15 protein-coding genes and 2 pseudogenes are annotated in these 20,432 nt (G+C 68.1%); 4 read left to right on the top strand and 13 right to left on the bottom strand.

The window, feature by feature from the left end; all coding sequences use genetic code 11:
- The first annotated feature begins 23 nt into the window (after positions 1-23).
- Positions 24-1,094: a polysaccharide pyruvyl transferase family protein gene (locus BACI71_RS01695; RefSeq protein ID WP_159754202.1), complete on the top strand. Its 1,071-nt coding sequence runs from the start codon at positions 24-26 to the stop codon at positions 1,092-1,094.
- Positions 1,087-2,448 carry a Coenzyme F420 hydrogenase/dehydrogenase, beta subunit C-terminal domain gene (locus BACI71_RS01700; protein WP_236552767.1) on the top strand — a complete coding sequence of 454 codons (1,362 nt, stop codon included), beginning with the start codon at positions 1,087-1,089 and terminating at the stop codon, positions 2,446-2,448. The genes BACI71_RS01695 and BACI71_RS01700 overlap by 8 nt, the downstream gene beginning before the upstream one ends.
- Before the next feature lie 48 nt (positions 2,449-2,496).
- On the opposite strand, the pseudogene BACI71_RS18115 reads toward BACI71_RS01700, so the two are convergent.
- From BACI71_RS18115 to BACI71_RS01745, 10 genes and pseudogenes are all read right to left on the bottom strand, one after another.
- Positions 2,497-2,604 (bottom strand): annotated as a pseudogene (locus tag BACI71_RS18115) (PEPxxWA-CTERM sorting domain-containing protein); the annotation flags it as partial.
- A 186-nt stretch (positions 2,605-2,790) separates the two neighbouring features.
- Positions 2,791-3,987: pseudogene (locus tag BACI71_RS01705) on the bottom strand (esterase-like activity of phytase family protein); the annotation flags it as partial.
- Positions 3,988-4,098: 111 nt separating this feature from the next.
- A complete protein-coding gene (locus BACI71_RS01710; RefSeq protein WP_159754208.1) occupies positions 4,099-5,772 on the bottom strand; it encodes an FAD-dependent oxidoreductase in 1,674 nt (557 codons plus the stop codon).
- Entirely contained in the window at positions 5,769-6,581 is an 813-nt protein-coding gene (locus BACI71_RS01715; RefSeq protein ID WP_159754211.1) for an aldo/keto reductase, read from the bottom strand. Before BACI71_RS01715 ends, BACI71_RS01710 begins: the two co-directional genes overlap by 4 nt.
- On the bottom strand, positions 6,578-7,444 hold the full coding sequence (locus tag BACI71_RS01720) for a glycoside hydrolase family 16 protein (RefSeq protein ID WP_236552768.1): 867 nt from the start codon (positions 7,442-7,444) through the stop codon (positions 6,578-6,580). Before BACI71_RS01720 ends, BACI71_RS01715 begins: the two co-directional genes overlap by 4 nt.
- 8 nt (positions 7,445-7,452) lie before the next feature.
- A complete protein-coding gene (locus BACI71_RS01725; protein ID WP_159754218.1) occupies positions 7,453-8,346 on the bottom strand; it encodes a glycosyltransferase in 894 nt (297 codons plus the stop codon).
- Positions 8,343-9,641 (bottom strand): lipopolysaccharide biosynthesis protein, encoded by a 1,299-nt coding sequence (locus BACI71_RS01730; protein WP_159754221.1) that lies wholly within the window; start codon positions 9,639-9,641, stop codon positions 8,343-8,345. Before BACI71_RS01730 ends, BACI71_RS01725 begins: the two co-directional genes overlap by 4 nt.
- Positions 9,642-9,675: 34 nt before the next feature.
- Positions 9,676-11,793, bottom strand: coding sequence for a GumC family protein (locus tag BACI71_RS01735; RefSeq protein ID WP_159754224.1), 2,118 nt, complete (start codon positions 11,791-11,793; stop codon positions 9,676-9,678).
- 32 nt (positions 11,794-11,825) lie between these two features.
- The gene (locus BACI71_RS01740; RefSeq protein WP_159754227.1) at positions 11,826-13,151 is read right to left on the bottom strand and encodes an outer membrane beta-barrel protein; all 1,326 of its coding nucleotides are present in this window, start codon (positions 13,149-13,151) and stop codon (positions 11,826-11,828) included.
- Positions 13,152-13,168: 17 nt separating this feature from the next.
- Positions 13,169-13,750 carry a polysaccharide biosynthesis/export family protein gene (locus BACI71_RS01745; protein ID WP_159754230.1) on the bottom strand — a complete coding sequence of 194 codons (582 nt, stop codon included), beginning with the start codon at positions 13,748-13,750 and terminating at the stop codon, positions 13,169-13,171.
- Between the two features lie 229 nt (positions 13,751-13,979).
- On the opposite strand from BACI71_RS01745, the gene BACI71_RS01750 reads away from it, so the two are divergent.
- Together BACI71_RS01750 and BACI71_RS01755 are read left to right on the top strand one after the other, a co-directional pair.
- The gene (locus tag BACI71_RS01750; protein ID WP_268894072.1) at positions 13,980-15,116 is read left to right on the top strand and encodes a glycosyltransferase; all 1,137 of its coding nucleotides are present in this window, start codon (positions 13,980-13,982) and stop codon (positions 15,114-15,116) included.
- A 90-nt stretch (positions 15,117-15,206) separates the two neighbouring features.
- Positions 15,207-16,199: an NAD-dependent epimerase/dehydratase family protein gene (locus BACI71_RS01755; protein ID WP_159754236.1), complete on the top strand. Its 993-nt coding sequence runs from the start codon at positions 15,207-15,209 to the stop codon at positions 16,197-16,199.
- Between the two features lie 42 nt (positions 16,200-16,241).
- On the opposite strand, the gene BACI71_RS01760 is transcribed toward BACI71_RS01755, so the two are convergent.
- The 3 genes from BACI71_RS01760 to BACI71_RS01770 all read right to left on the bottom strand — a co-directional run bounded on the left by BACI71_RS01760 (position 16,242) and on the right by BACI71_RS01770 (position 20,428).
- The gene (locus BACI71_RS01760) at positions 16,242-17,633 is read right to left on the bottom strand and encodes an oligosaccharide flippase family protein (RefSeq protein WP_159754239.1); all 1,392 of its coding nucleotides are present in this window, start codon (positions 17,631-17,633) and stop codon (positions 16,242-16,244) included.
- A gap of 105 nt (positions 17,634-17,738) precedes the next feature.
- Positions 17,739-19,067: a DUF1996 domain-containing protein gene (locus tag BACI71_RS01765; RefSeq protein ID WP_159754242.1), complete on the bottom strand. Its 1,329-nt coding sequence runs from the start codon at positions 19,065-19,067 to the stop codon at positions 17,739-17,741.
- Positions 19,064-20,428, bottom strand: a complete 1,365-nt coding sequence (locus tag BACI71_RS01770; protein ID WP_159754245.1) for a DUF1501 domain-containing protein — start codon at positions 20,426-20,428, stop codon at positions 19,064-19,066. The genes BACI71_RS01765 and BACI71_RS01770 overlap by 4 nt, the downstream gene beginning before the upstream one ends.
- Between the last annotated feature and the right edge of the window lie 4 nt (positions 20,429-20,432).

Consider the following 20,432-nt stretch of genomic DNA (forward strand, 5'->3'; position numbering starts at 1 on the left):
GATCCCGGAGATTGTCGCGGGTAATGATCGAATCCCCTGCGCAGGTCGGCGTGCTGACCTTTCACCGCTGCATCAATTTCGGCTCCTATTGGCAGGCACGTTGTCTGGTCGAGGGGTTGCGCGCGATGGGGCATGACGCACGCCTGCTCGATCATCACAGTGACGCGGTGGTGCGCGCGGAATGGAAGTGCGCGTTGCAGCCGACGCTGCCCGCGCGGACGCTGACGCCCGACCTCGGTGCGTACAAGGCGAAGGCGCGGAAGTTCGTCACCGCGATCGAGCAACTGCCGCGCTCGGCGACGTTCGCGCTCGACGATCCGGAGGCGCTCGCGCCGCTCGACGCGGTGGTGGTCGGCAGCGACGAGGTGTGGAATTTCCGGCATCCCTGGTATGCGTCGACGCCGTTGTTCTTCGGCGAGGGACTGACCGCGCCGCGGCTGGTGTCCTATGCCGCCAGCTTCGGCAATCACGATGCCGCCGACGGGATCGGTGACGACTGGGTGGCACGGCTGCGGCGCTTCACCGCGATCTCGGTGCGCGACGCCAACGCGCAGACGCTGGTCGGCGGCGCGCTGGGCGAGACACCGCCGCTGGTGCTGGACCCGGTGCTGCAGTTCGGTGACCGCGTGCCGCGCGGCGTGCCGGAGGGCGACCGTTACGCGCTCGTCTATGGGCATGGGTTTCCCGACTGGCTCGCCGAGGCGATGCGGCAATGGGCGAACCGGCATGACATGCGGCTGCACAGCATCGGCTATCGCAACGACTGGGCGGACACGCAGGAGATCGACGCCGGCCCGGAAGCGTTTGCCGAGCGCGTGGCGGGGGCGAGTGCGCTGGTCACCAACTTCTTCCACGGCTGCGTCTTCGCGCTGGTGCACGGGACGCCGTTCGTGACCGCGCCGTCCTCCTACCGGTTCAACAAGGTACGCGATCTGGCGGCGGCGCTCGATGCGCAGCGACATATCGTCGCGCCGGAAACCGCCGAGGCGGAGTATGACATGCTGCTCAGCGCGCCACACAATCCGCAAATCGGCGAGCGGATCGCGGAGCTTCGCGCGCAATCGACCGTCTTCCTGGGCGCAGCGCTTGGCTGAGGCGCTGCGCCCGGACGACATCGTCGGCGCAGGGCTGTGCATCGGTTGCGGCGGGTGCGCGGCGGCGATGCGGATGGACCGCGACGGGCTGTGGAAGCCCGAAGCGGGCACGACCGGCGGCGCGGACTTCGCGTCGCAGTGTCCGTTTTCGCCCGCGGCTGCGAATGAGGATGTGCTGGCCGCCGAGCGATTTCCCGCCGCACCGGCACGCAGCGAGCTGCTCGGGCGGTTCGAATCGACGTGGGTCGGGCATGTCGCGCAGCAGGCGTTCCGTGCCAACGGCAGTTCAGGCGGAATGGTCAGCTGGGTCGCTGCGGAATTGCTGCGCACCGGCGCGGTCGATGCGGTCGCGCATGTTGCGCCGGTCGCCGATCCGCAGACGGACGGGCGCTTTTTCACCTACCGCCTGTCGCACGATGCCGCCGAGATCGCGGGCGGGGCGAAATCGCGTTATTATCCGGTCGAGCTGTCGGCGGTGATTGCGGCGATCCGTGCGACGCCGGGACGTTACGCCGTGGTGGCGGTGCCGTGCTTCATCAAGGCGCTCAACCTGTTGCGCCGCACCGATCCGGTGATCGGCGAGCGGGTGACGCATCTGCTGGGGCTGTTTTGCGGGCATCAGAAGAGCGCACGGCTGGTCGACAGTTTCGCGTGGCAGCTGGAGACACCGATCGCGCGGGTGCGCGCGGTCGACTACCGGATCAAGGATGCCAGTCGCCCGGCCAATTGGTATCGCGCGCACCTGACGCTCGACGACGGCAGCGCGCGCGCCGAGGATTGGTGGCATCTGGCGGACGGCGACTGGGGGGCAGGGTTCTTCCAGAATCCGGCGTGTGACTGGTGCGACGATGTCGTCGCGGAAACCGCCGATGTCGCGTTCGGCGATGCGTGGGTGGAACCGTATTCGTCCGATGGGCGCGGGACCAATGTGGTGATCGCGCGCTCGCCGGAGATCCATGCGATGATCGCGGGGGCGGCCGCGGACGGACGGCTGGCGCTGCGCGAAGTCGATGCGGCGTTCGTCGAGCAGACGCAGGCGGCGGGGTTCCGGCACCGCCGCGAGGGGCTGGCGTACCGGCTGACGTGGCGACGCAGGGGCGATGCGGTGCGGCCGGTAAAGCGCGTCGCGCCCTCGGCGGCGCTGCCGGTGCGGCGCAAGCTGGTCTATCGGCTGCGGCACATGATCGCCCGTGAGAGCCACCGGATCGCGCGTGCCGCGCTGCGGACCGGGCGACCGGGGCTCTATACGACGTGGGCGCGCAAGGTGCTGGCCGTATATCGCGCGGTCGCGTGGTCGCACGGGCGGCTGGGCGCGTGGGTGGACCGCGTGCTGCCGGATCGTCGCGCGCAATAACGCAAGGGTCCTCGCCCCGGATGCGGCCCCGGGACGAGGGCGGGTGCCTTACACCAGCGCGCGCGGCATCGGCTTGCGGCGCCGGCGCATTGCGGCGCCGACCACGCCGAAGCCGGCGAGCATCATCGCCCAGGTCTTCGGCTCGGGCACCGCGCCCGTCAGTTTGGCATATTCGGCGGCGCTGACCTTGAAGCTGTAGACCATGTTCGGGATCAGCGTCTTGCCTTTAGGGCAGGACGCACCGAGCTTGACCTCCGCGCTGCCGCCCTTGCCCGCCAGGCCGCCGGTGCAGACGTCGAACTGCTCGCCGCTGCCCGACTGGGTGACCGAATAATCGTTGTCGGTGACGACGATCAGCGAATAGCTGCCGTCCGGCAGCCGCGGACCGAACGAAAAGCCCTCGATCTTCTCGGGCACCGGATAGCCCGCCGCCGTCAGCGCGGCGGCGATGTCGAGGAACGGAGTCTGGCTCTTGGCGACGGGGGTGACGCCGTCGGGCAGGGTGTTGGTGCCCGCAAGGCTGATGTCCTTGACGTCGGTGGCGTTGGTCAGGTCGATCTCATAGACGCGCTTGTCGCCGACCTGCTTCTTGCCGTTGGGATCGTCCACGCCGAAGCCGCGATTGTCGCGTTCCAGCACCAGCAGCTTGTTGTCGCCAACCGCCTGCAGCGACGAAACACCGATCGAGCGGCCCTGCTTGTCGGCGTCGAACTGGTTCTTGGTCAGCCCGGCGTTGATCGCGTCGACCGAATCGAGTTGATAGACATATTGCCTGGTCTGCTTGCCGGTCGCGACGTCGAATTCGACGATGCGGGTGTTGCGGCTGTAGACGCCGTTCGCCGAGCCGTCGGGCGCACGACCTTCGTTGACCAGTGGGTCCTGCAGGATCGCATAGGCGGTCTTGCCGTCCTTGCTGACGGTCAGACCTTCGAAGCCGCGATTGTCCTGCCGCCCGCTGACGATCGTGCCCGCACCGCCGACGTAATCGACGCCGCCGGTGCCATCGTGCGGCACGAGGTTGGACGGGACCTCGAACGCGCGCACGAACTGGCCATCGGTGCGGAATTCGAGGACCGACGGACCATATTCGTCGGAGACGAGGAAATTGCCGTTGGGCAGCCGCGCCAGCCCTTCGGGATCGAGCGAGCGGCCGAGCTCGGCGACACTGCCATTCAGCAGCTGCGGATTCAGGCCGTTATAATTGTTGGCACCGTCATGATAGAGAACCGTGTTGGTCAGCGTGAAGCCGTTGATCTTCCCGCCGGTGTCGATGTCGAGCGTGAAGCCCTGCATCCGCGGGGTGTAGGACAGGACGCCGCCGCCAGGCCCGCGATCGGTGGTGGCCCAGAACGTGCCGGTGCTGGCGTCGTAGCTGAGGTCCGACCCAAACCCGCCGAGGCGGTTGTCGCCGGTGTTAGGAAGGCCCGACAGGTCGGGGCCGTTGGGCACGGAGAAAGACGAGATGAGCGTGACGGCGCCGGCCGACAGCGGGGTCACGGCAGCGACGGCGGTGGCGGCGAGCAGGGCAACGGGGCGCATAGGGTTAATCTCCTGTTAACCGTGCGCCTGGCGGCTCGCTGTTACGCGGTCGTGACGTTTGCGGGACGGTATCGCGACAGTGGCGCCCCGTCCCGAATTGGGGCGCGTGGGTCACTTCACCGCTTGTAGATGCTCCGCCAGCCGCAGCGTCTGCGCGAGCAAGGTCAACGTCGGATTGGCGAAACTGGAGGTCGGGAAGCTCGCTGCGCCAGCGATGAACACGCCTCGGGTCCCGAACAGCTCGGCATTGGCATCGCAGACGCCGTCTGCCGCGCTGTCGGCCATGCGTGCGGTGCCGATATGATGGCCGCCGACCGGCACGGGATGATCGCTCCACGCCTGCGCCTCGTCGTCGGTCAGGGTGATCGTCGCGGCCCCGCTGCGGTTCACCGCCGCCGCGATCACGCGCACGCCCGCGATCATCCGCGCGCGATCCGCCGCCGTGCAGCGCCAGTCGATGATCGCGCGGCGCAGGCCGGCGGCGTCGCGCTCGGTGCCGAGCATCACGCGGCTGTCGCGGTGCGGCTCCTGCTCGCCGTTGAGGTCGAGCGGGTAGACGCCGCCCGGCTCGGCGAGCAGCACGCTGGGCAGCTTGCGCTTGGCGAGGATGCGGCGACGCGTCCAGTCGAGCGCGAACCCCGCCAGTCGCGGCGATCCGAGCAGCACGTTGCGGAAATGCGCAGCATGGAACGACGCCGAGGAGCCGCCGCGCTGCGCGCGCGCGTCATGCTCCAGCGCGGTCATCTTGCGCGCATATTCGGGGACGATCATGTTCTTGGCGAGGTACATCGCCGATAGCACCGGATGACGGTGCGCCGGGTCGACGATGCTGGGGTGCGCGGGCCGCAGCACCATGTTCGCGAGCCGCTCACGCCGCTGCGCCTCCGGCGACAGCCAGAGATAGCGGCGGCAATAGATGCCGTCGTGCGAGCGGAAATAATCGAAGCGGTCGTGCCCGGCTGGCGGGTGGAAGGCCATCGTGCCGAGCGTGCCCTCCAAATGGCATTGGTAATAGCGTCCGACCAGATCGTGCTCGTTGCCGAGCCCGCAGGCGCGCGCCTCGTCGCTGGCGAGCAGCAGCCGCGCGGTCTCGATCCCGCCCGCCGCGATCACGACGCGGGATGCGGCGATCGTCACCTTCGCGCCATCGGGCAGGCGGAGGCGGACGCCGCTGGCGATCGCGCCGTCGCTGGTGGTGAGGATCTGGTCGACGGGCGCGTTGGTCAGGACGCGCAGCCGTGGCGCGGCCTCGAGCCGCTTGCGATACCAGCCGCCGAAATCGGTCGGGTGGCTGAAACGCTCGACGCGCTCGGTGATCGCATCGTCGCCGGTGCCGGGGAGGGCGGGGTCGGCCTCGCGCGGGTCGGCGGCGGCGGCGATGACGTCGAGCGCACCCGCCTCGGCGAGCGCCATCGCCTGCGGATAGAAGCGCGCGATCTCGTCATGCGCGATCGGCCAGCGCGCGGCGGGCATCCAGTCGCGTGTTTCGAAGTCGATCGGATCAAACGGGATGCAGCGCCCGCCCCATACCGCGCTGGTACCGCCGAACTGGCGGCGGCGGTACATCTCGCCGGGCGAGTGGGAGGCGGGGGAGACCGATTGCGCGCGCAGGAAGTCCTGCCCGGCCTTGTCGAATTTGTCGCCGCCGGCCTCGACCAGCACGACGTCCCAGCCGGCGTCCGCCAGCGTCAGCGCCAGCGTGATCCCGGCCGGGCCGGCGCCGACGATCACCAGATCGGCCTCAATCCGCGCGGCCAACGCGGCGCGGCGTGCGTCGACGATCATCGTGCCGACCCGCGCGCGATCGCGGCCAGTGCGCGCAGATGCTCGGGCTTGCCGGTGCCGACCACGGTGCAGTCGACGGCGGGATGCGCGATTGCGCGCGCCACCGCCTGCGCCGGGGTGAGGCCGGGTTGCAGCGTCACCACCTCGCGCGCGAGCACCAGATGCCCGCGTGCGCGGATCAGATCGGCGCGCTTGCCGAGCGCGGTGAGTACGTCCCACGGCAGCTCCAGCACGTCATAGCCGGGCTGGTCGAGCGCGGCGTCGAGCGTGGCGAGATCGTCGCACGACACGCCGATGCGTAAGGCCTTGCCGCTCGCGCGCGCCGCGACGAGCGCCAGTGCCAGCTCGGCGTCGGCGGCGACATGCGCCGGCGGGCTGTGGAGCAGGAACGCCTCGACGCGATCGGTGCGCAGCCGCTTCAGCGACGCCTCGAGGCTGGCGACGATCACGCGCGGGCGCCAGTCCGCGCTGATCGCATCGGCGCGCTGCGCGGTGACCGCGTTGCCCGCGCCGCCACGCCGCGCGAGCACCGCGCGGATCAGCGGCTTGGCGGTGCGCAGCAGCCGGTATTTGGCGGAGAAGGTCTGCCCGCCCTTGGTGACGACGAACGCCGCGTCGCGCCGCCCGGCGATCGCGCGGCCGATGATCCGCTCGCTGTCGCCCTGACCATAGATGCTTGCGGTATCGAGCACGGTGACGCCGAGGTCGAGCGCGGTGCGCACCAGCCGTTCGCTGTCGGCGGCGGGGGCGGGGTTCGCGAAGGAGCCGAACTTGCTGCCACCGAGCCCGAGGCGTGAGACGGCGGTCACTTGCCCGCGATCCGGTACGCGCGCACCCAGTCGATCTTCATTCGCGCCGGCCACTTCTGATCGCCGCGCGGCGCGCCGGGCCAGTTGCCGCCGATCGCGAGATTGAGGAGCAGGTAGAGTGGCTGGTGATAATCCTTGTTCGGGACGCGCCGCACGGGCCGGTCGTCGAAATACCAGACCAGCTCCTTGGGCGTCACCATCATCCCGTAGGTATGGAATTGCGACAGATCGGTTCCGCTCGCCCACGGCATCCCGTCGCCCTTCTTCTGATTGTTCGGCAGGTTCGGGAAATAGGTGAAATAGAGTTTGCCGGGCTCGCCGATCGATTCGAAGATGTCGATCTCGGTCGGTCCGGGCTGCTGCTGCTTGCCATCCTGCACCGCCGGCACCGGGAGCAGCCAGAACGCCGGCCAGATGCCCTTGCCTGACGGGAAGGCGATCCGCGCCTCGACATAGCCGTAGGTAAAGTGGAACGACCGCTCGGTGGTGATGAGCCCCGACAGGTACGGCAGGTGGTTGGTGGCCGGATCGGCGCGATACGGGTTGGGACGCGCGGCGATCGTCAGCACGCCCGGCTTCCATTCAAAGGCGGACATGCCCTCGGCAGGATCGCCATAATATTCCAGCTCGCCATTGGGGACGAGCGTGCGTGGCTCCCAACCCTTGTCGGCGCGGGTCGGCTGGACGCCGAACCAGTAATTGGTCTTCCAGCGGCCGCGCGGATTCTTCTCGGCGTGCCAGAAATCGGGCGCGCGGTCGAACTCGTCGGCGAAAGCCGGGCGCAGCCGCGAGCGGTCGAGCGTGCCGCGCCGCTCGGGGGTGGCGGACCAGCCGGCCCAGACCGCCGCCGCAAGCAGCGCCATGCGCGCGATCATTTCCACACCGATCCGCCGCATTCGCGGATATAGGCGGCGGTCTGGCGCGAGATCGCCTTGCGCTGCGGCCGATCATCGCGTTTGCGCCAGTCGAGGAACTTGCGCACCGCGCCGCTGACGCTCGCCTGACCGCGCTGTCGCATCAGCAGATAGGGCGTGAAGAGCGCGGCGTTCACCAGCACCTCCGGGAAAGGCATCCGCAGATAGCTGATGATATATTTGTTCGCCAGCCGCTGCGTCTGCACGCGTTTCTTCGCGTCGCGGCCGTCGGGGTGCTCCAGCTCCTCGCAACTGATCGCGGGATCGTAGCGGATCCGCCAGCCGGCATCGATGATCCGGTACGACAGCTCGATTTCCTCCAGCCCGTAGAAGAAGTCGGGCAGGAAGCCGCCGACCTCGCGCAGGCAGGCGGTGCGGAATGCGACGCACCCGCCGACGAAGCGGAAGGTGAGGAACGGCTGCGTGAGATCGACGTCCTTGCGGGTGTGCGGGATCAGGTCGACGCGGCGGCGGGTCTCGCCGCGGACGTGCTTGCGCACGGTGATCGCGCCGAGGCGATCGTCCTCGCCGAAGCGCGCGGCGAACAGGTCGAGCATCGCCGGCGTCTCGACCAGCACGTCGTCGTCGAGCAGCACGATATACTCGCCCCGCGCGGCGTCGAAGCCGTCGTTGCGGGCGTGGACGCCCTTGTTGTTGCCGGAGAACAGATACTGGCGGTTGAGAAAGCGATCGAGCAGCGCCTCACGCGTGCCGCGCTCGACATTGTTGTCGACGAGGATCAGTTCGTAATCGTCGCGCGCGCCGAGGCAATCATGGAGCCGGGTCAGCGTGTCGGCGAGGATCTGGTCGCGGGCATAGGTGAGCACCACGACGGAAAAGCGGATCGTCATGCCGATGGCTCCGAAAGCGCGAGGCGGTTGAGGGCGTGACGCTCCGCGATGGTGAGCAACACGATATTGGCGAGCTGACTGACCGCGATCGCGATCGCCATGCCGGCGATGCCGTGCGGGATCGCGAGCACCAGTGCGGCGAGCGTGACCAGCGCGGTGGCGGCGCGGGTGACGAACATCGTACGGCTGGCGCGCAGCACGATCAGCAACGTCTCCGACGGCTGGTTCAGGCAGAACAGGAAGAAGGCGGCGCACAGCAGCTGCACGTTCTGTTCGACCCCGGCGTACTGGCCGTGGAAGACGAGCGCGATCAGCGGGTGCGCGAACAGTGCGACCAGCGCGAGATAGCCCCCGGTCAGCACGATCAGCGTGCGACGCGTGTTGCCGATCGCGCGGCGCAGTCCTGGTCCGCCATCTTTCGCGAGCGCCGCGGCGGCGCGCGGCTTGTCGGTCGAGTCGATCGCCGAGACGATGCTGACCGCCGGGTTGGTGAGCGTGCGCGCCGCGGTGAACACCGCCGCCGCACCTGGCCCGAGCAGCGCGCCGATCAGGATTACGACGGTTGCGGTGCTGTAGACGGTGTAGGGGAAGATGTTGAGCGCGAGCCAGCCCGCGAAGCGGCCATGCGGTGCGAAGCGCCGCCACGCGCGCGTTGCGGCCGGGGCGGCGGGGCGGAGCAGCAGGAGCGCGAACAAGGTCGCGAGTGTCGCGGACACGCCCCATGCCAGCGCACCGGCGACGGCATCCGGGCGGATCGTCGCGGCGACGAGCGCGCCGCCGATCAGCACGACGAAGAACAGCGCCGAGACGAGCGCCGCCAGCCAGGCGCGTTCCTGTTTGTAGAACCAGCGGCGGACGAAATCCGCGGCGAGCAGCGGCGGGGTGATCCCCGCGCCGAGCAGCAGCGGCTCGGCGAGCCAGCGTTGCGCGGGCAGCGCGACCTGCACCAGCGCCGCAATCGCGACCAGCCCGACCGCGAGCACGAGCGCGGCGGCGACGTTCAGCCACCACCAGTCGGAATGGTAGCGCCGGTCGTCAGTGGCGTCGCCATGCTCGCGATGCTCGGTGACGTACGGCAGGGTGATGAGCGAGCGGTGGAAGCCCGCGACGAAATAATAAGCGCCGATCGCAACGCCGACGGCGCCGAACGCATCCGGTGCGAGGTGGCGGCCGAGGATCGCGCTGGCGGCGATGCTCCCCAACCCCTGAAACCCCTGGTCGGCCAGCGCGAACAGTCGCGCCAGCCGCCGGTCGCGGAGCCGCCCGGTCAGGCTCTGGAGAGGAAAAGAGGCCATCGGGCGGCGCGCTGCTGATCCGGTCGCGACCGGATCACGACTGCGCGTAATAGTCCTTCATGTAATCGGCATAGCCGGACGGATCGCCATAGCCGGACTGCGACTGGACCTTAAGGTTGACCATCGTCAGCGCGACGCCGGTGACGCCCGCGCCGACCGACGAGATCTGATGCAGCGCGGCGCGCGCGGCGCGCGCCGGGGTCGAGCGCCACCGGACCAGCAGCGCGAGCGCATCGAAGTGATGCGCAAGCACACGCGTGTCGGCGACCGCGAGCACCGGCGCGGTGTCGACCACGACATGTTCGTAGCGGCGACGCAGCTCGGCGAGCAGCGCGGTGAACTCCGGTGTCTCGAACATGTGCGGCGAGGTGCTGACGGTCGGGGCGAGCGGCAGGACGTCGAGCCCGGTCTGCTCCTCGCGCAGGATCACGTCGTCGAGCGTCGCGGTGCCGGCCAGCACCTCCCCGAGCCCGGCGCGCGCCTGTGGCGCAAGCGCCACCGACACCGAACGGCGCCGCAGGTCGGTGTCGAGCAGCAGCGTGCGCGACCCTCCGGTGGCGAGCACGCGCGCGACCGAGGTCGACGTCGTGGTCTTGCCTTCCTTGGGCAACGCCGAGGTGATGCCGAGGATCTTGCCGCCCTGCACCGACGAGGCCGTGAAGCTGAGGCTGGTCGCGAGGTTGCGATACGCCTCGGTGTAGGCCGACAGCGGGTGGAGCAACGTCGCCTCGGCCGGGTCGCTGGTGCGCGGCTTCTCGATCGAGCTGGCCGGGGTCGGCACGCTGTTGAAGTAATCGACCCCGAGCATCGTCTCGATGTCGTCGACCGTGTCGAGCCCCTGCACCCAACGCTCGCGGATGTAGGCGATGGCGAGACCGATGGCGAGGCCGAGCACCGCCCCCATGAACAGCAACACCGGAACGTTCGGCGAGCTGGGCGTCAGCGGCAGCGACGCCGGCGCGGCGATGCGGCTGTCCGGGCGGACGATCGACTGCTGCGCGTTCTGCTGCGTGCTGGTGGTGAGCAGCTGCTGATAGGCATCGCGGGCGTTCTGCGCGGAGCGCTGCAGGTCGGCCAGTTCCACTGACGAGCGCACATTGTTGGTCAGCCGTGACTGCGCCGCGGCGAGGCTCGCCTCGAGCGAGGCGGTGCTCGATCCGGCGGCCTGCGAGGCATTGCCGGCCGAGCGCGACAGGTCGCGCATCTCGCGCGTCAGCTGCGCGTCGATCGAATCGAGTTCCTTGCGGGCATCGGCCAGCGCCGGATAGCGCTCACCATAACGCGACTGGAGCGAGGCGACGCGTGCTGCCACCTGCGCCCGCTGCTGGCGCAGCGACGACATGGTGGCCGTGCTGTACGGGCTGTTGTTGCCGCCGCCGACGATCGTCGAGCCGCTGGCGCTGCTGCGCGCGCGTGCGGCCGCTTCTTCGGCGCGCGCCGAGGCGAGCGCCCCGCGGATCGAGGCGATCTCCTGCTCGGCCGTTACCGAATCAGGCAGGCCGAGCAGATTATTGCGGAGGCGGAAGGAGGCAACCGCTGCATCGGCCTGCTCGACCTTGCGACGCAGCGCGTCGAGCTGGCCGTTCAGGCGCGCATCGACGTCCTTGAATTCGGAGGCCTTGGTGTCGAGATCCTCGACCATGAACGCCTGCGCGAAGGCATTGGCAACCTGCATCGCCTTGAGCGGGTTCTTGTCGGTATAGCCAACCTCGAACAGCGAGGTGGTGCCGACCCGTGCGGCGCTCAGATTGGCGAGCAACGCGCCCGCGATCGCCTGCTTCTCGGTTGCGGCATCGGTCGCAAAGTCCTTGGCGGCGGCGCGCAGCTCCGGGTCGCGGTCCAGCTTCAGCTGCTCGACAACGCGGGTCGCGACCGGCAGCGACTTCATCGTCTGCACCTCGGCGTCGATCTTCGCGTCGCGCCCGAGATCCGACAATTGCGGCTGCGGCGCACCCGCCACCGGGCTTTGCGGCGTGAACTCGAGCTGCGCAGCGGCGGTGTAGCGGCGCGGCAGCACCTTGCTGATCGCCCAGGCCGCCACCAACATCCCGACGACGCACGCCAGGATGATCGGCAAGTGCCGTTTCAGGCGGGAGAAGAGGCCGGCCAGATCCTGGCGTTCCTCGGCCCGCACATTCGTCGCTTCCGCCATCGCTTACCCTTTTGTTCTGCCTTCGCCGCGGCTCAGCGCCGCAACGTCAGGCTAAGCCCTGCGCGCAGTTCGTTGAAACGTTGTCCCACCTGCGCCCCGCTGCTGGCGCGGTTGGAATAGTCGATCGACGGCGTCAGCACCACCGACCGGTTGAGCGTGTAGAGCGCACTCGCCCCGACATGGAACAATGTGTCGTTGCGGTCGATGCGCGAGAAGTCGTCCTTTTCCAGATCGGCGCGCGCGATCAGGATCAGGCTGCGCAGCAATTCGTGATCGACCTCGGCGGTCAGCCGGAAGGCGACCAAGCCCGGCGAGCCGGCGACGATCGCGTCGCGCACGTCGCGGCGCGCCGACAGGCTGACCGTGGTCAGCTCGGTGACGAGATAATCGACCTGCGCGTCGAGCGCGAGCCCGCTGAGATCGGAAACCCCGGCGGTATCGTAATGGCGCGTCAGATACCCGACGCCCAGCCGGCTGCGGATCAGCGGCGTCACGTCGAACGCCGCCCCGCCGATCACGCGCAGCTCGTCACCGCTCCGGTCGAAGTCGAACGTAGCGGCCCTGTAGTCGTGAAGCGTGTAGATGCCCTGCACGAACAGCGAGGTGACCGGCGAGACATTGTATTCGGCCCGTCCGGTCAGGCGGGTGGCGGTGCGATCCAGATAATCCTGATCGATCACCCGGCCATCGAGCGAGCGCGTGTCGCTGTAGTTCAGCCGTGTGACGTTGACGTCGCCGATCAGCTGCAGGCGATTGAACGCCGCGGTGCCGCGCAACGACGCGACCTGCCGGTCGAGCGGTACAGACGCGGCGGCGAAGCGCGGGAAGTCGCCCGACAACTGGTTGATGTAGATCCGGTCCGCATTCACCGCGGCGCGCAGGTTCGAATCGCCGACGATGTCGAGCCGGCTCTCGACGCCGACGTCGTAGCCGTCCTCGTTCTTGATCGAGTAATCCAGGAAGCGGCGGAACGAACCCCGCGCGTGCGCCACCAGCTGATGCCGCGACCAGTCGCTGCGCGCGTCAAGCCTGGGCGCGAACGTCGCATAGACGTCCGAGTCCTTGTCGGTGGTCGCGCCGAAGACGTTGTTGGTGGCGTTGGCGGCGAGGTCGACCTGCGGGAAGATCAGGAATGCCCCGGCCCGCACACCGAGCGCATCCAGCTCGGGATGCGGGCGCTGCAACACCGTGACGCGGTCGGTCTGCGGCAGATCGAACGGGATGCCGGTATCGAGCACCGACCGCGTGGTCTGCGCGTGCGCGGCCGGCGCACCCGCGGCGAGCAGCGACGCCGCCGCCAGCAGCCGCGGCACGACCAGACGCCACCGTCGCGCACGACGGTCGTGAGCAGGCGACATAGGAGGCGTCACCGGTATCAGAAGAGCCGCTCGGCGAAGCGGATCGTATCGCCCGGGCGGACCGCCATCTCCGGCGTTGCCTCGACCTTGGTCTCGCCGCCGCCCGTTTCGGGCCGGATGAAGACGTGGTTCTTCTGCGCACGATAGGTGTAGCCACCGGCCAGCGCGACCGCGCCTTCCAGCGTCATCCCGGTCTGGTAAGGATACTGACCCGGCTTGTTGACCTCGCCGAGGATGTAGAAGGGCCGGTAGGTGACGATCGAGCCGGTCACGCTGGGATTGCGCAGGAAGCCGTCGGCAAGACGAGTGCGGATCATCGCGCTGACCGCATCGATCGTCATCCCCTGCGCCTTGATCGTGCCCGCCAGCGGCACCTCGATCGTGCCGTTGGGGTTGATCGCATAGGTGCGGGTAAGGTCCGGCTCGCCATACACGGCAAGCGCGATCTGATCGCCGACACCCAGCTGATACGTAGCGTCGACCGGCGTTGCCCGCTCGCGTCCCAGCGCGGAGGCGGGTTGCAGCGGCAGATCGCCGCCACGTCCGGCGCAGCCCGACAGCAGCGCCACTGCTGACAGCATCATCGCCAGCCTGGTCATATTGATGGTTCCCCCGGGTCTATGCCGCACGTGCGAAGTGGCGACTTGGTAAGCGAACTTCCTCCAAATGCAAGTGATCTCGCCGACGACGTGGGACAGGCACGAGCCTTCTTGCAGGAATATCTTTAACCGTTATGGCTCATGGGACGCAGCAGGGGGCGACAAAAGGCGGGCGCCGTCCCCTCTGTTGCGCTGTAAAAGGGGCCAGCGAGACGCAAGCATGATCTGGATGTATGCCATCGCTGCCGGGCTGTTGCTGCTGTTGGCGGTACATCCATTCATCATTTATCCCGTTTCGTTACGCTTCTTTCGTCGCAGGCCGGTGTCGCATCTGTCTCATGACGGGACAGGCCGGCCGGCGCTGGCGATCTGCATGTCCGCTTACAACGAGGCGCGGTCGATCCGTCGGCGGCTCGAGCGGTTGATCGAGGCCGCGGACGCGTATGGCAATGCGACGATCCACGTCTATGCCGACGGGCCACAGGACGGGACGATCGAAATCCTGCGCGAGTTCGCGGATCGCGTCGATCTGGTCGTGTCGCACGGACGCAACGGCAAGACCTACGGCATGAACCTGCTGGTGCAGCGCTCGTCGTCCGAGCTGTTGATGTTTACCGATGCCAACGTGATGCACGACATCGACGTGATCGCGCCGCTGGTCGCGCCCTTCGTCGACGCAAGCGTCGGTTGCACCAGCGCGCGACTGGTTTACGATAACGCCGACGACAGCCCCGCCGCGGCGACCGGCGCCGCCTATTGGCGCGCCGAAGAGGCGATCAAGGCGATCGAGAGCGAGACGGTCGGGCTGATCGGGGTCGATGGCGCGATGTTCGTGCTGCGTCGCGAACTTCACCGCCCGCCGCCGCCGCATCTGATCGACGATCTGTACCTGAGCCTTGTGGTATTGGCGCAGGGCAAAAGGCTGATCAGCGTGCCCGACGCGCTGGTTCACGAACGCAGCGCGACCGAGGCGGAGGAGGAACTGGTGCGCAAGCGGCGAATCGCGTGTCAGGCGATCAACGTCCACCGCGCGCTGTGGCCGCAGCTGAAGCGGCTGCCGTGGCCGGCGCTCTACGGCTATGCTTCGCACCGGATGCTGAAATGGGTAACGCCGTTTCTGCTGGCGGGCGCAGGGCTGTGCGCGCTGCCGGTAGCAGTGGCGCTGGTCGGCGCCGTGCCAGTCCTGCTGCTGGCGGTGGCCGGTGCAGTAGCGCTGACGGTCGGCAACCGGCTGCGGATCGGCATTGCGCAGAAGATCGTCGCCGCGCTGCTGAGTCTCGTCGGTGTCGCGCAGGGCGTGATAGATTCGGTATGGGGCGGAAAGACATACGCCGTCTGGCAACCCGCGGAATCGGTGCGCGACTAAGACGGGGCGAGTTGCCGTTACGGGCGCGAATCTTTAGGAGGCGGTGCAGCATAAAGGCGCCGGCCCCGGCGCGAACCAAGGAATAACAGCATGAGCGGCCGCACCGATCCGATCCTGGTCACCGGGACAGCCGGCTTCATCGGCCATGCCGTCGCGCATCGCCTGCTCGACCGCGGCGAGCGCGTGATCGGCGTCGACGTCGTCAACGATTATTACGATCCCAAGCTGAAGGAAGCGCGGCTCGCCACCTTCGAGGGGCGCAACACCTTCGCCTTCCACCGCGCCGACATCGCCGACGCCGAAGCGATGGCGAAGATCGTCCGTGAGGAAGGCGTGCGTCGCGTCGTTCACCTCGCGGCGCAGGCGGGGGTACGTTACAGCCTCGAAAATCCCTTCGCCTATGAGCGGTCGAACCTCGCCGGGCATCTGTCGATCATGGAAGCGTGCCGTCATGCCGAGGGGTTCGAGCACCTCGTCTATGCCAGCTCCAGCTCGGTCTACGGTGACAAGCCGATGGGCGGGGAGGGGTTCACCGAGGACGAGGCGGCGGTCGATCCGGTCTCGCTCTATGCCGCGACCAAGCGCGCGTGCGAGCTGATGAGCCAGTCCTATGCCAGGCTGTATGGCTTTCCGCAGACCGGGCTGCGCTTCTTCACCGTCTATGGGCCGTGGGGGCGGCCGGACATGGCCTATTTCTCGTTCACGCAGAAGATCATGCGCGGCGAGGCGATCGAGGTCTTTGGCGAGGGCAAGATGGCGCGCGACTTCACCTATATCGACGATATCGTCGACGGGATCGTCGGTGCGCTCGATCATCCGCCCGAGACGGGCGGGCACCGGGTGCTTAACATCGGCGACAGCCACCCCGTCGGGCTGATGGAGATGATCGAGGCGCTCGAGGACGCGATCGGGCAGAAGGCGGAGAAGGTGATGCGCCCCATGCAGCCCGGCGACGTCACCGCGACCTATGCCGATGTTTCGAAGCTGCACGCACTTACCGGCTATCAGCCGAAGGTGATGCTGCGCGAGGGCTTGCAGCGTTTCGCCGAATGGTACCGCGGCTATTACGGGCCGACCGCCTGAGGCGCGTTCCGTCGTTCCGGACCCGGTCCGGAACGACGGCGGTCAGCGATACATGGTGATCCGGAACAACTCGCCGGGGGCGCCGGTCAGCCCGATCATGAACGTGACCCAGCGGACCGCATAGGCGAGCGCGATCAGCGTGACGGTGGCCAGCACGTCCTGCCGGATGAACGTCACCTTCTCGCGCGCCTGCCCGACCGACAGGCAGACGTAGCGCATGATCTCCGCCAGCACCGTCGCACCCGCCGCTGCGGCGATCCCGTAGTGCGTCAGCCCGAGCGGGAGGAATATGACGAGTCCAAGCAGCTTCGCGCTGCTGCCGAAGGCGCTGTAATGCGGCTTGCCCAACCCCAGCATCAGGTTCTCGTTGAGCGTGCTGAGGATCATCAGCCACGCGGCGATCGCGACCCACGGGATCAGCTGCGCCGCTTCATGGTAGCGCGGATCGTAGATGCGGATGACCAAGTCTGAGGTGGCGATGAACCCGGCGATCGCGACCAGCGCCACTACCTGGAACTGCAACCGGCGGTGCGCCAGCTTGCGCTGCAACTCGACGCCGCGCACCGTCGCCGCGGCGACGCTGGGGAAGACCACCTCGGCGCCGAGCTTCACGCTGAACTGCGCGAAGACGTCCGATAGCGAGCGCGCGATGCCGTAGATGCCGAGCGCCGCAAAGCTGACGTAGCGCGCGAGGATCAGGCGGTCGAAATTGAGCGCGAGGAAGAACACCACCGACGAGACGAACACCCATTTGCCGAAGCCGATGATCTCGCGGGCATAGCGACGGTCGATCAGCAACCGGTGCTGGATGCCGGGCTTGATGAAATACGACGCCACGGTCGGCGTGAACGACGCAAGGATGCTGCCGGTGAGCAGCCCCCAGATGTTGGGCGAGATCCACGCCGCTGCGATCAGCCCCGCCGACGCGATCACCGCGACGGCGGCTTCGTATTTCGCGGTGCGGTCGATCGCGAGTTCCTTGATCGCCAGCGGCAGCCCGATCGAGGTGCAGCCGGTCAGGACGAAGAAGATCGTCATGAACGGCAACAGCTTCTGAAGGGTCGGGTCGCCGTAGAAATGGCTGATGACCGGCATCAGCAGCAGCGCGACGAGCCCGAGCGCGACGCCGCGCACCACCTGCAAGGTCCAGGCGGTGTTGTAGAAACGCGGGTCGGTGGCGTTGGGGCTGCTGACGACGTTCTGCGCGATGCCGATGTCGGTGAACAGCTCCAGCCCGACGCGGAGCGACGTGAGCAGGATCATGATCCCGAACAGCTCGGGCGCCAGGATCCGCGTCAGCACCAGATTGGTGGCAAAGCGGAAGATCTGCACGATGACATAGCCCGAGGTCGCCCAGCCGAGCCGCTTCAGCAGCGCCTCCGGCACATGGACGCGCGCCAGCATCCGGGTACGCAGCGTTGAGGTGTCGGCCATGAACCGGTCGGTGTCCGTCGTCAAAAGGGTCGGGCGCGGCTAATCATGCCGCGGTCGGGGCTGCAACCGCAAAGGTGCAGCGGGGGAAGGTAGAGCGGGACGATGCTAGCGGGCGGCCACCGCCGTGGCCGCCTTCGCCACGACGCCGGGGCGTGGCGGCACCGGCACGAGCCGGCGGGGGGTGGTCCAGACGAACGGCGCCAGTTCCTTCATCTGCCGGCCGTCACCCAGATCGCCGCTGTTGCAGGATTTGAGCGCGTCGATGCAGTGCGCGGTCCACATCGCCATGACGTCGTCGTCCCATGCCCCGAACCAGTCGGCGTGGAAGGTCGATCCCGCAGGCATCCGCTCCATGCCCGGCATCTCGTCGGATGACAGATACCAGCTGTCGGCGCGCTGGGCGTCGATGCTGTACCACGCGCCCATCGTAAACGACGGAATCACATAGGGGTGCGTCGACGGGCATCTCAGATACCCCCACGATCCATAGGTGGCATTGGCCGTGTGGTCGCGATGGTTGGGGCTGTCGAGCCGGACGCCGTCCCAGCAGCCGGGGGCGGAGATCACCGCGCCGAGCCGGTTCCCGGCCGGGCAATTGGCGGCGGCTTCGGTGATTGTGGTGTAGTGCCCGGATCTGGCGGTGGGGCCGTCGCAGTTGAAGTAACCGCCGCCGGTCGGCGTCTTGCCCGTCACCATGTCGTAGCCGAAGATGAACCGAAGCCCGCGCGGCAATGCGACGCATTCCTTGCCCTGCCGCCGGCACTCTGCGCTTTCCTTCGGCAAGCGCTTATAATAAACCGAGACATAGTCCGGGCGTACGACATGGCCGCGCCCGTCGAGCATCGCCGGCATCCAGTAAGCGGACCGGTTGAGGATGTTGACGCAGGTGCTGTCACCCGAGGTGCGCAGGCTGCGATAGGTGCTGTTCGAATTCGCCGCGGTGTTGCCGAACCATTGATGCAGGTGGCTCTTGCCGGGCTGGCCGGGGTAGACGATCGGATCGTCGTAGCTGACCTGCCCGGGCTCGCACAGGAAGCGGAACGCGCCGACCGTGTCGGGGGCACCAGTGGGGGCGAGGATGCCGGTCCCGCCGGTCGGGTGGATCAGCGTGCGCGACGGAACCGTGGAGGGGATGGAGGGCGGCACGTCGACCACGTCGCCGCTCAGCTGCGGCCGGACCTGATCGCCATGCTGACTGCCGACATTGTGCGACGCGTGCCCTTTCGCGGTGGCCGCGACTTCCTCGCGCCCGCGCAGTTCATAGACCGTATCGTCGGCGCGCAGCTGCGCGCGCGGCTGCGCCGGAGTCGCGGCGGCACAGCCGAGCAGCGTCATGGCGATGATGAGGCGGCGGTACACGATCGGTCTCCAGCAGGCCGCCGCCTTATAGGCGACGCGCGGCACCGCGACAAATGCCACGGCGCCGGCGATCACCCGTAGAGCCCGATCGGTCCGCGCCCGCCCGTCGACCAGGTGGACCAGTTCGGGACGACATAGGGCAGGTCGGCATCGCTGACGCCGTGCCATTTCAGGATCGCGCCCAGATATTCCTCCTGCGCGGTCGTCGGAAGGAAGCGGCCTTCGTTGCTGATATCGTCCGCGCCGCCCAGCGTCGGATCGGGGTAGCGCCCGAACACGCCACCGGCGGTCACGCCGCCGCCGATCACCAGATGGTTGTTCCCCCACGCATGGTCGCAGCCATATTGAGCATTGCCGCGATAGGTGCGCCCGAAGTCGCTCATCGTGAACGCGGTGACATTGTCCTGCAGCCCGAGCGCCTCCATCGCCTTGTAGAAGGCCGACAGCGCCAGCGCGAGATCGCCAAGCAGGTTGGCGTGCGTGCCCGCGACGACATTGCCGCCGGTCACCTGCGCATCGTGCGTGTCATAGCCGCCCTGCGAGACGAAGAACGACTGGCGCGTATGCCCGAAGGTCGAGCGCGCCTCGATCATCCGCGCGACGCGCTTGAGTTGCTGCGACACGTCCGAAGTCAGCGCCGCGCCGGTGGCGGGATCGACGAAGAACGCCTCGACGCTGCCGGTCGTCCCCAGCACCGCGCCGGTCGCGGCCGTCATCGCATAGGCGTCGCGGATCGTGTCGGCAGTCGCGGCGGTGATGTCGTCGAGCCCGGTGCCCGCCGCGAAGCTGTTCACCGCGGCGTCGACCGCGTTGCTGTTGCTGGCGGAGCGCGCGAGCACGCCCTTCGACGGGAGGACCAGCGGCTGCGCCTGCTGCCCGATCAGCGCGATATTGTTGCCGCCGAACGAGATGACCGGCGGCACCCCGCCGCCGCCCATGCGATCATGGAGCCGCCCCATGAAGCCGTCGCGGTTGACCGACTGCGCGCGCAGCCCCTGCCAATGCTCCTGCTCGTCGGAATGGCTCATCAGGTTCGACGGGCGCAGGTCGGGGCGGCTGAGATAGGTGGCCTTGGTCAGCGGTGCGGCGAGCGTGCCAGTGTTAAGCACCAGCGCCATCGCGCCCTTGTCCCAGATCGGCGCGAGGCTGGCCATCGCCTTGTGCAGGCCCAGACCGCTGCCCGCCAGTGGCACGACGCCCGAGGGCGGCAAGGCAACGGTCTGGCGCGAACTGACATAGGCCGAATAGGCCGCGGTATCGGTAGGCACGAGCATGTTCCAGCCGTCGTTGCCGCCGAACAGGAACACGCCGACCATGGCGCGAAAGCCGCTGCCCGGTGCGCCATAGGCGACGCCGCGCCCGAACATGCCGAGCGCGGCGGCGGCGCCGGCGCTCATCGCCATATGGTGGAAGTGGCGGCGGGAAATCAGGGTCATGGCA

Origin of the sequence: Sphingomonas sp. 8AM (assembly GCF_902506455.1) — a bacterium.
Taxonomy (GTDB): domain Bacteria; phylum Pseudomonadota; class Alphaproteobacteria; order Sphingomonadales; family Sphingomonadaceae; genus Sphingomonas.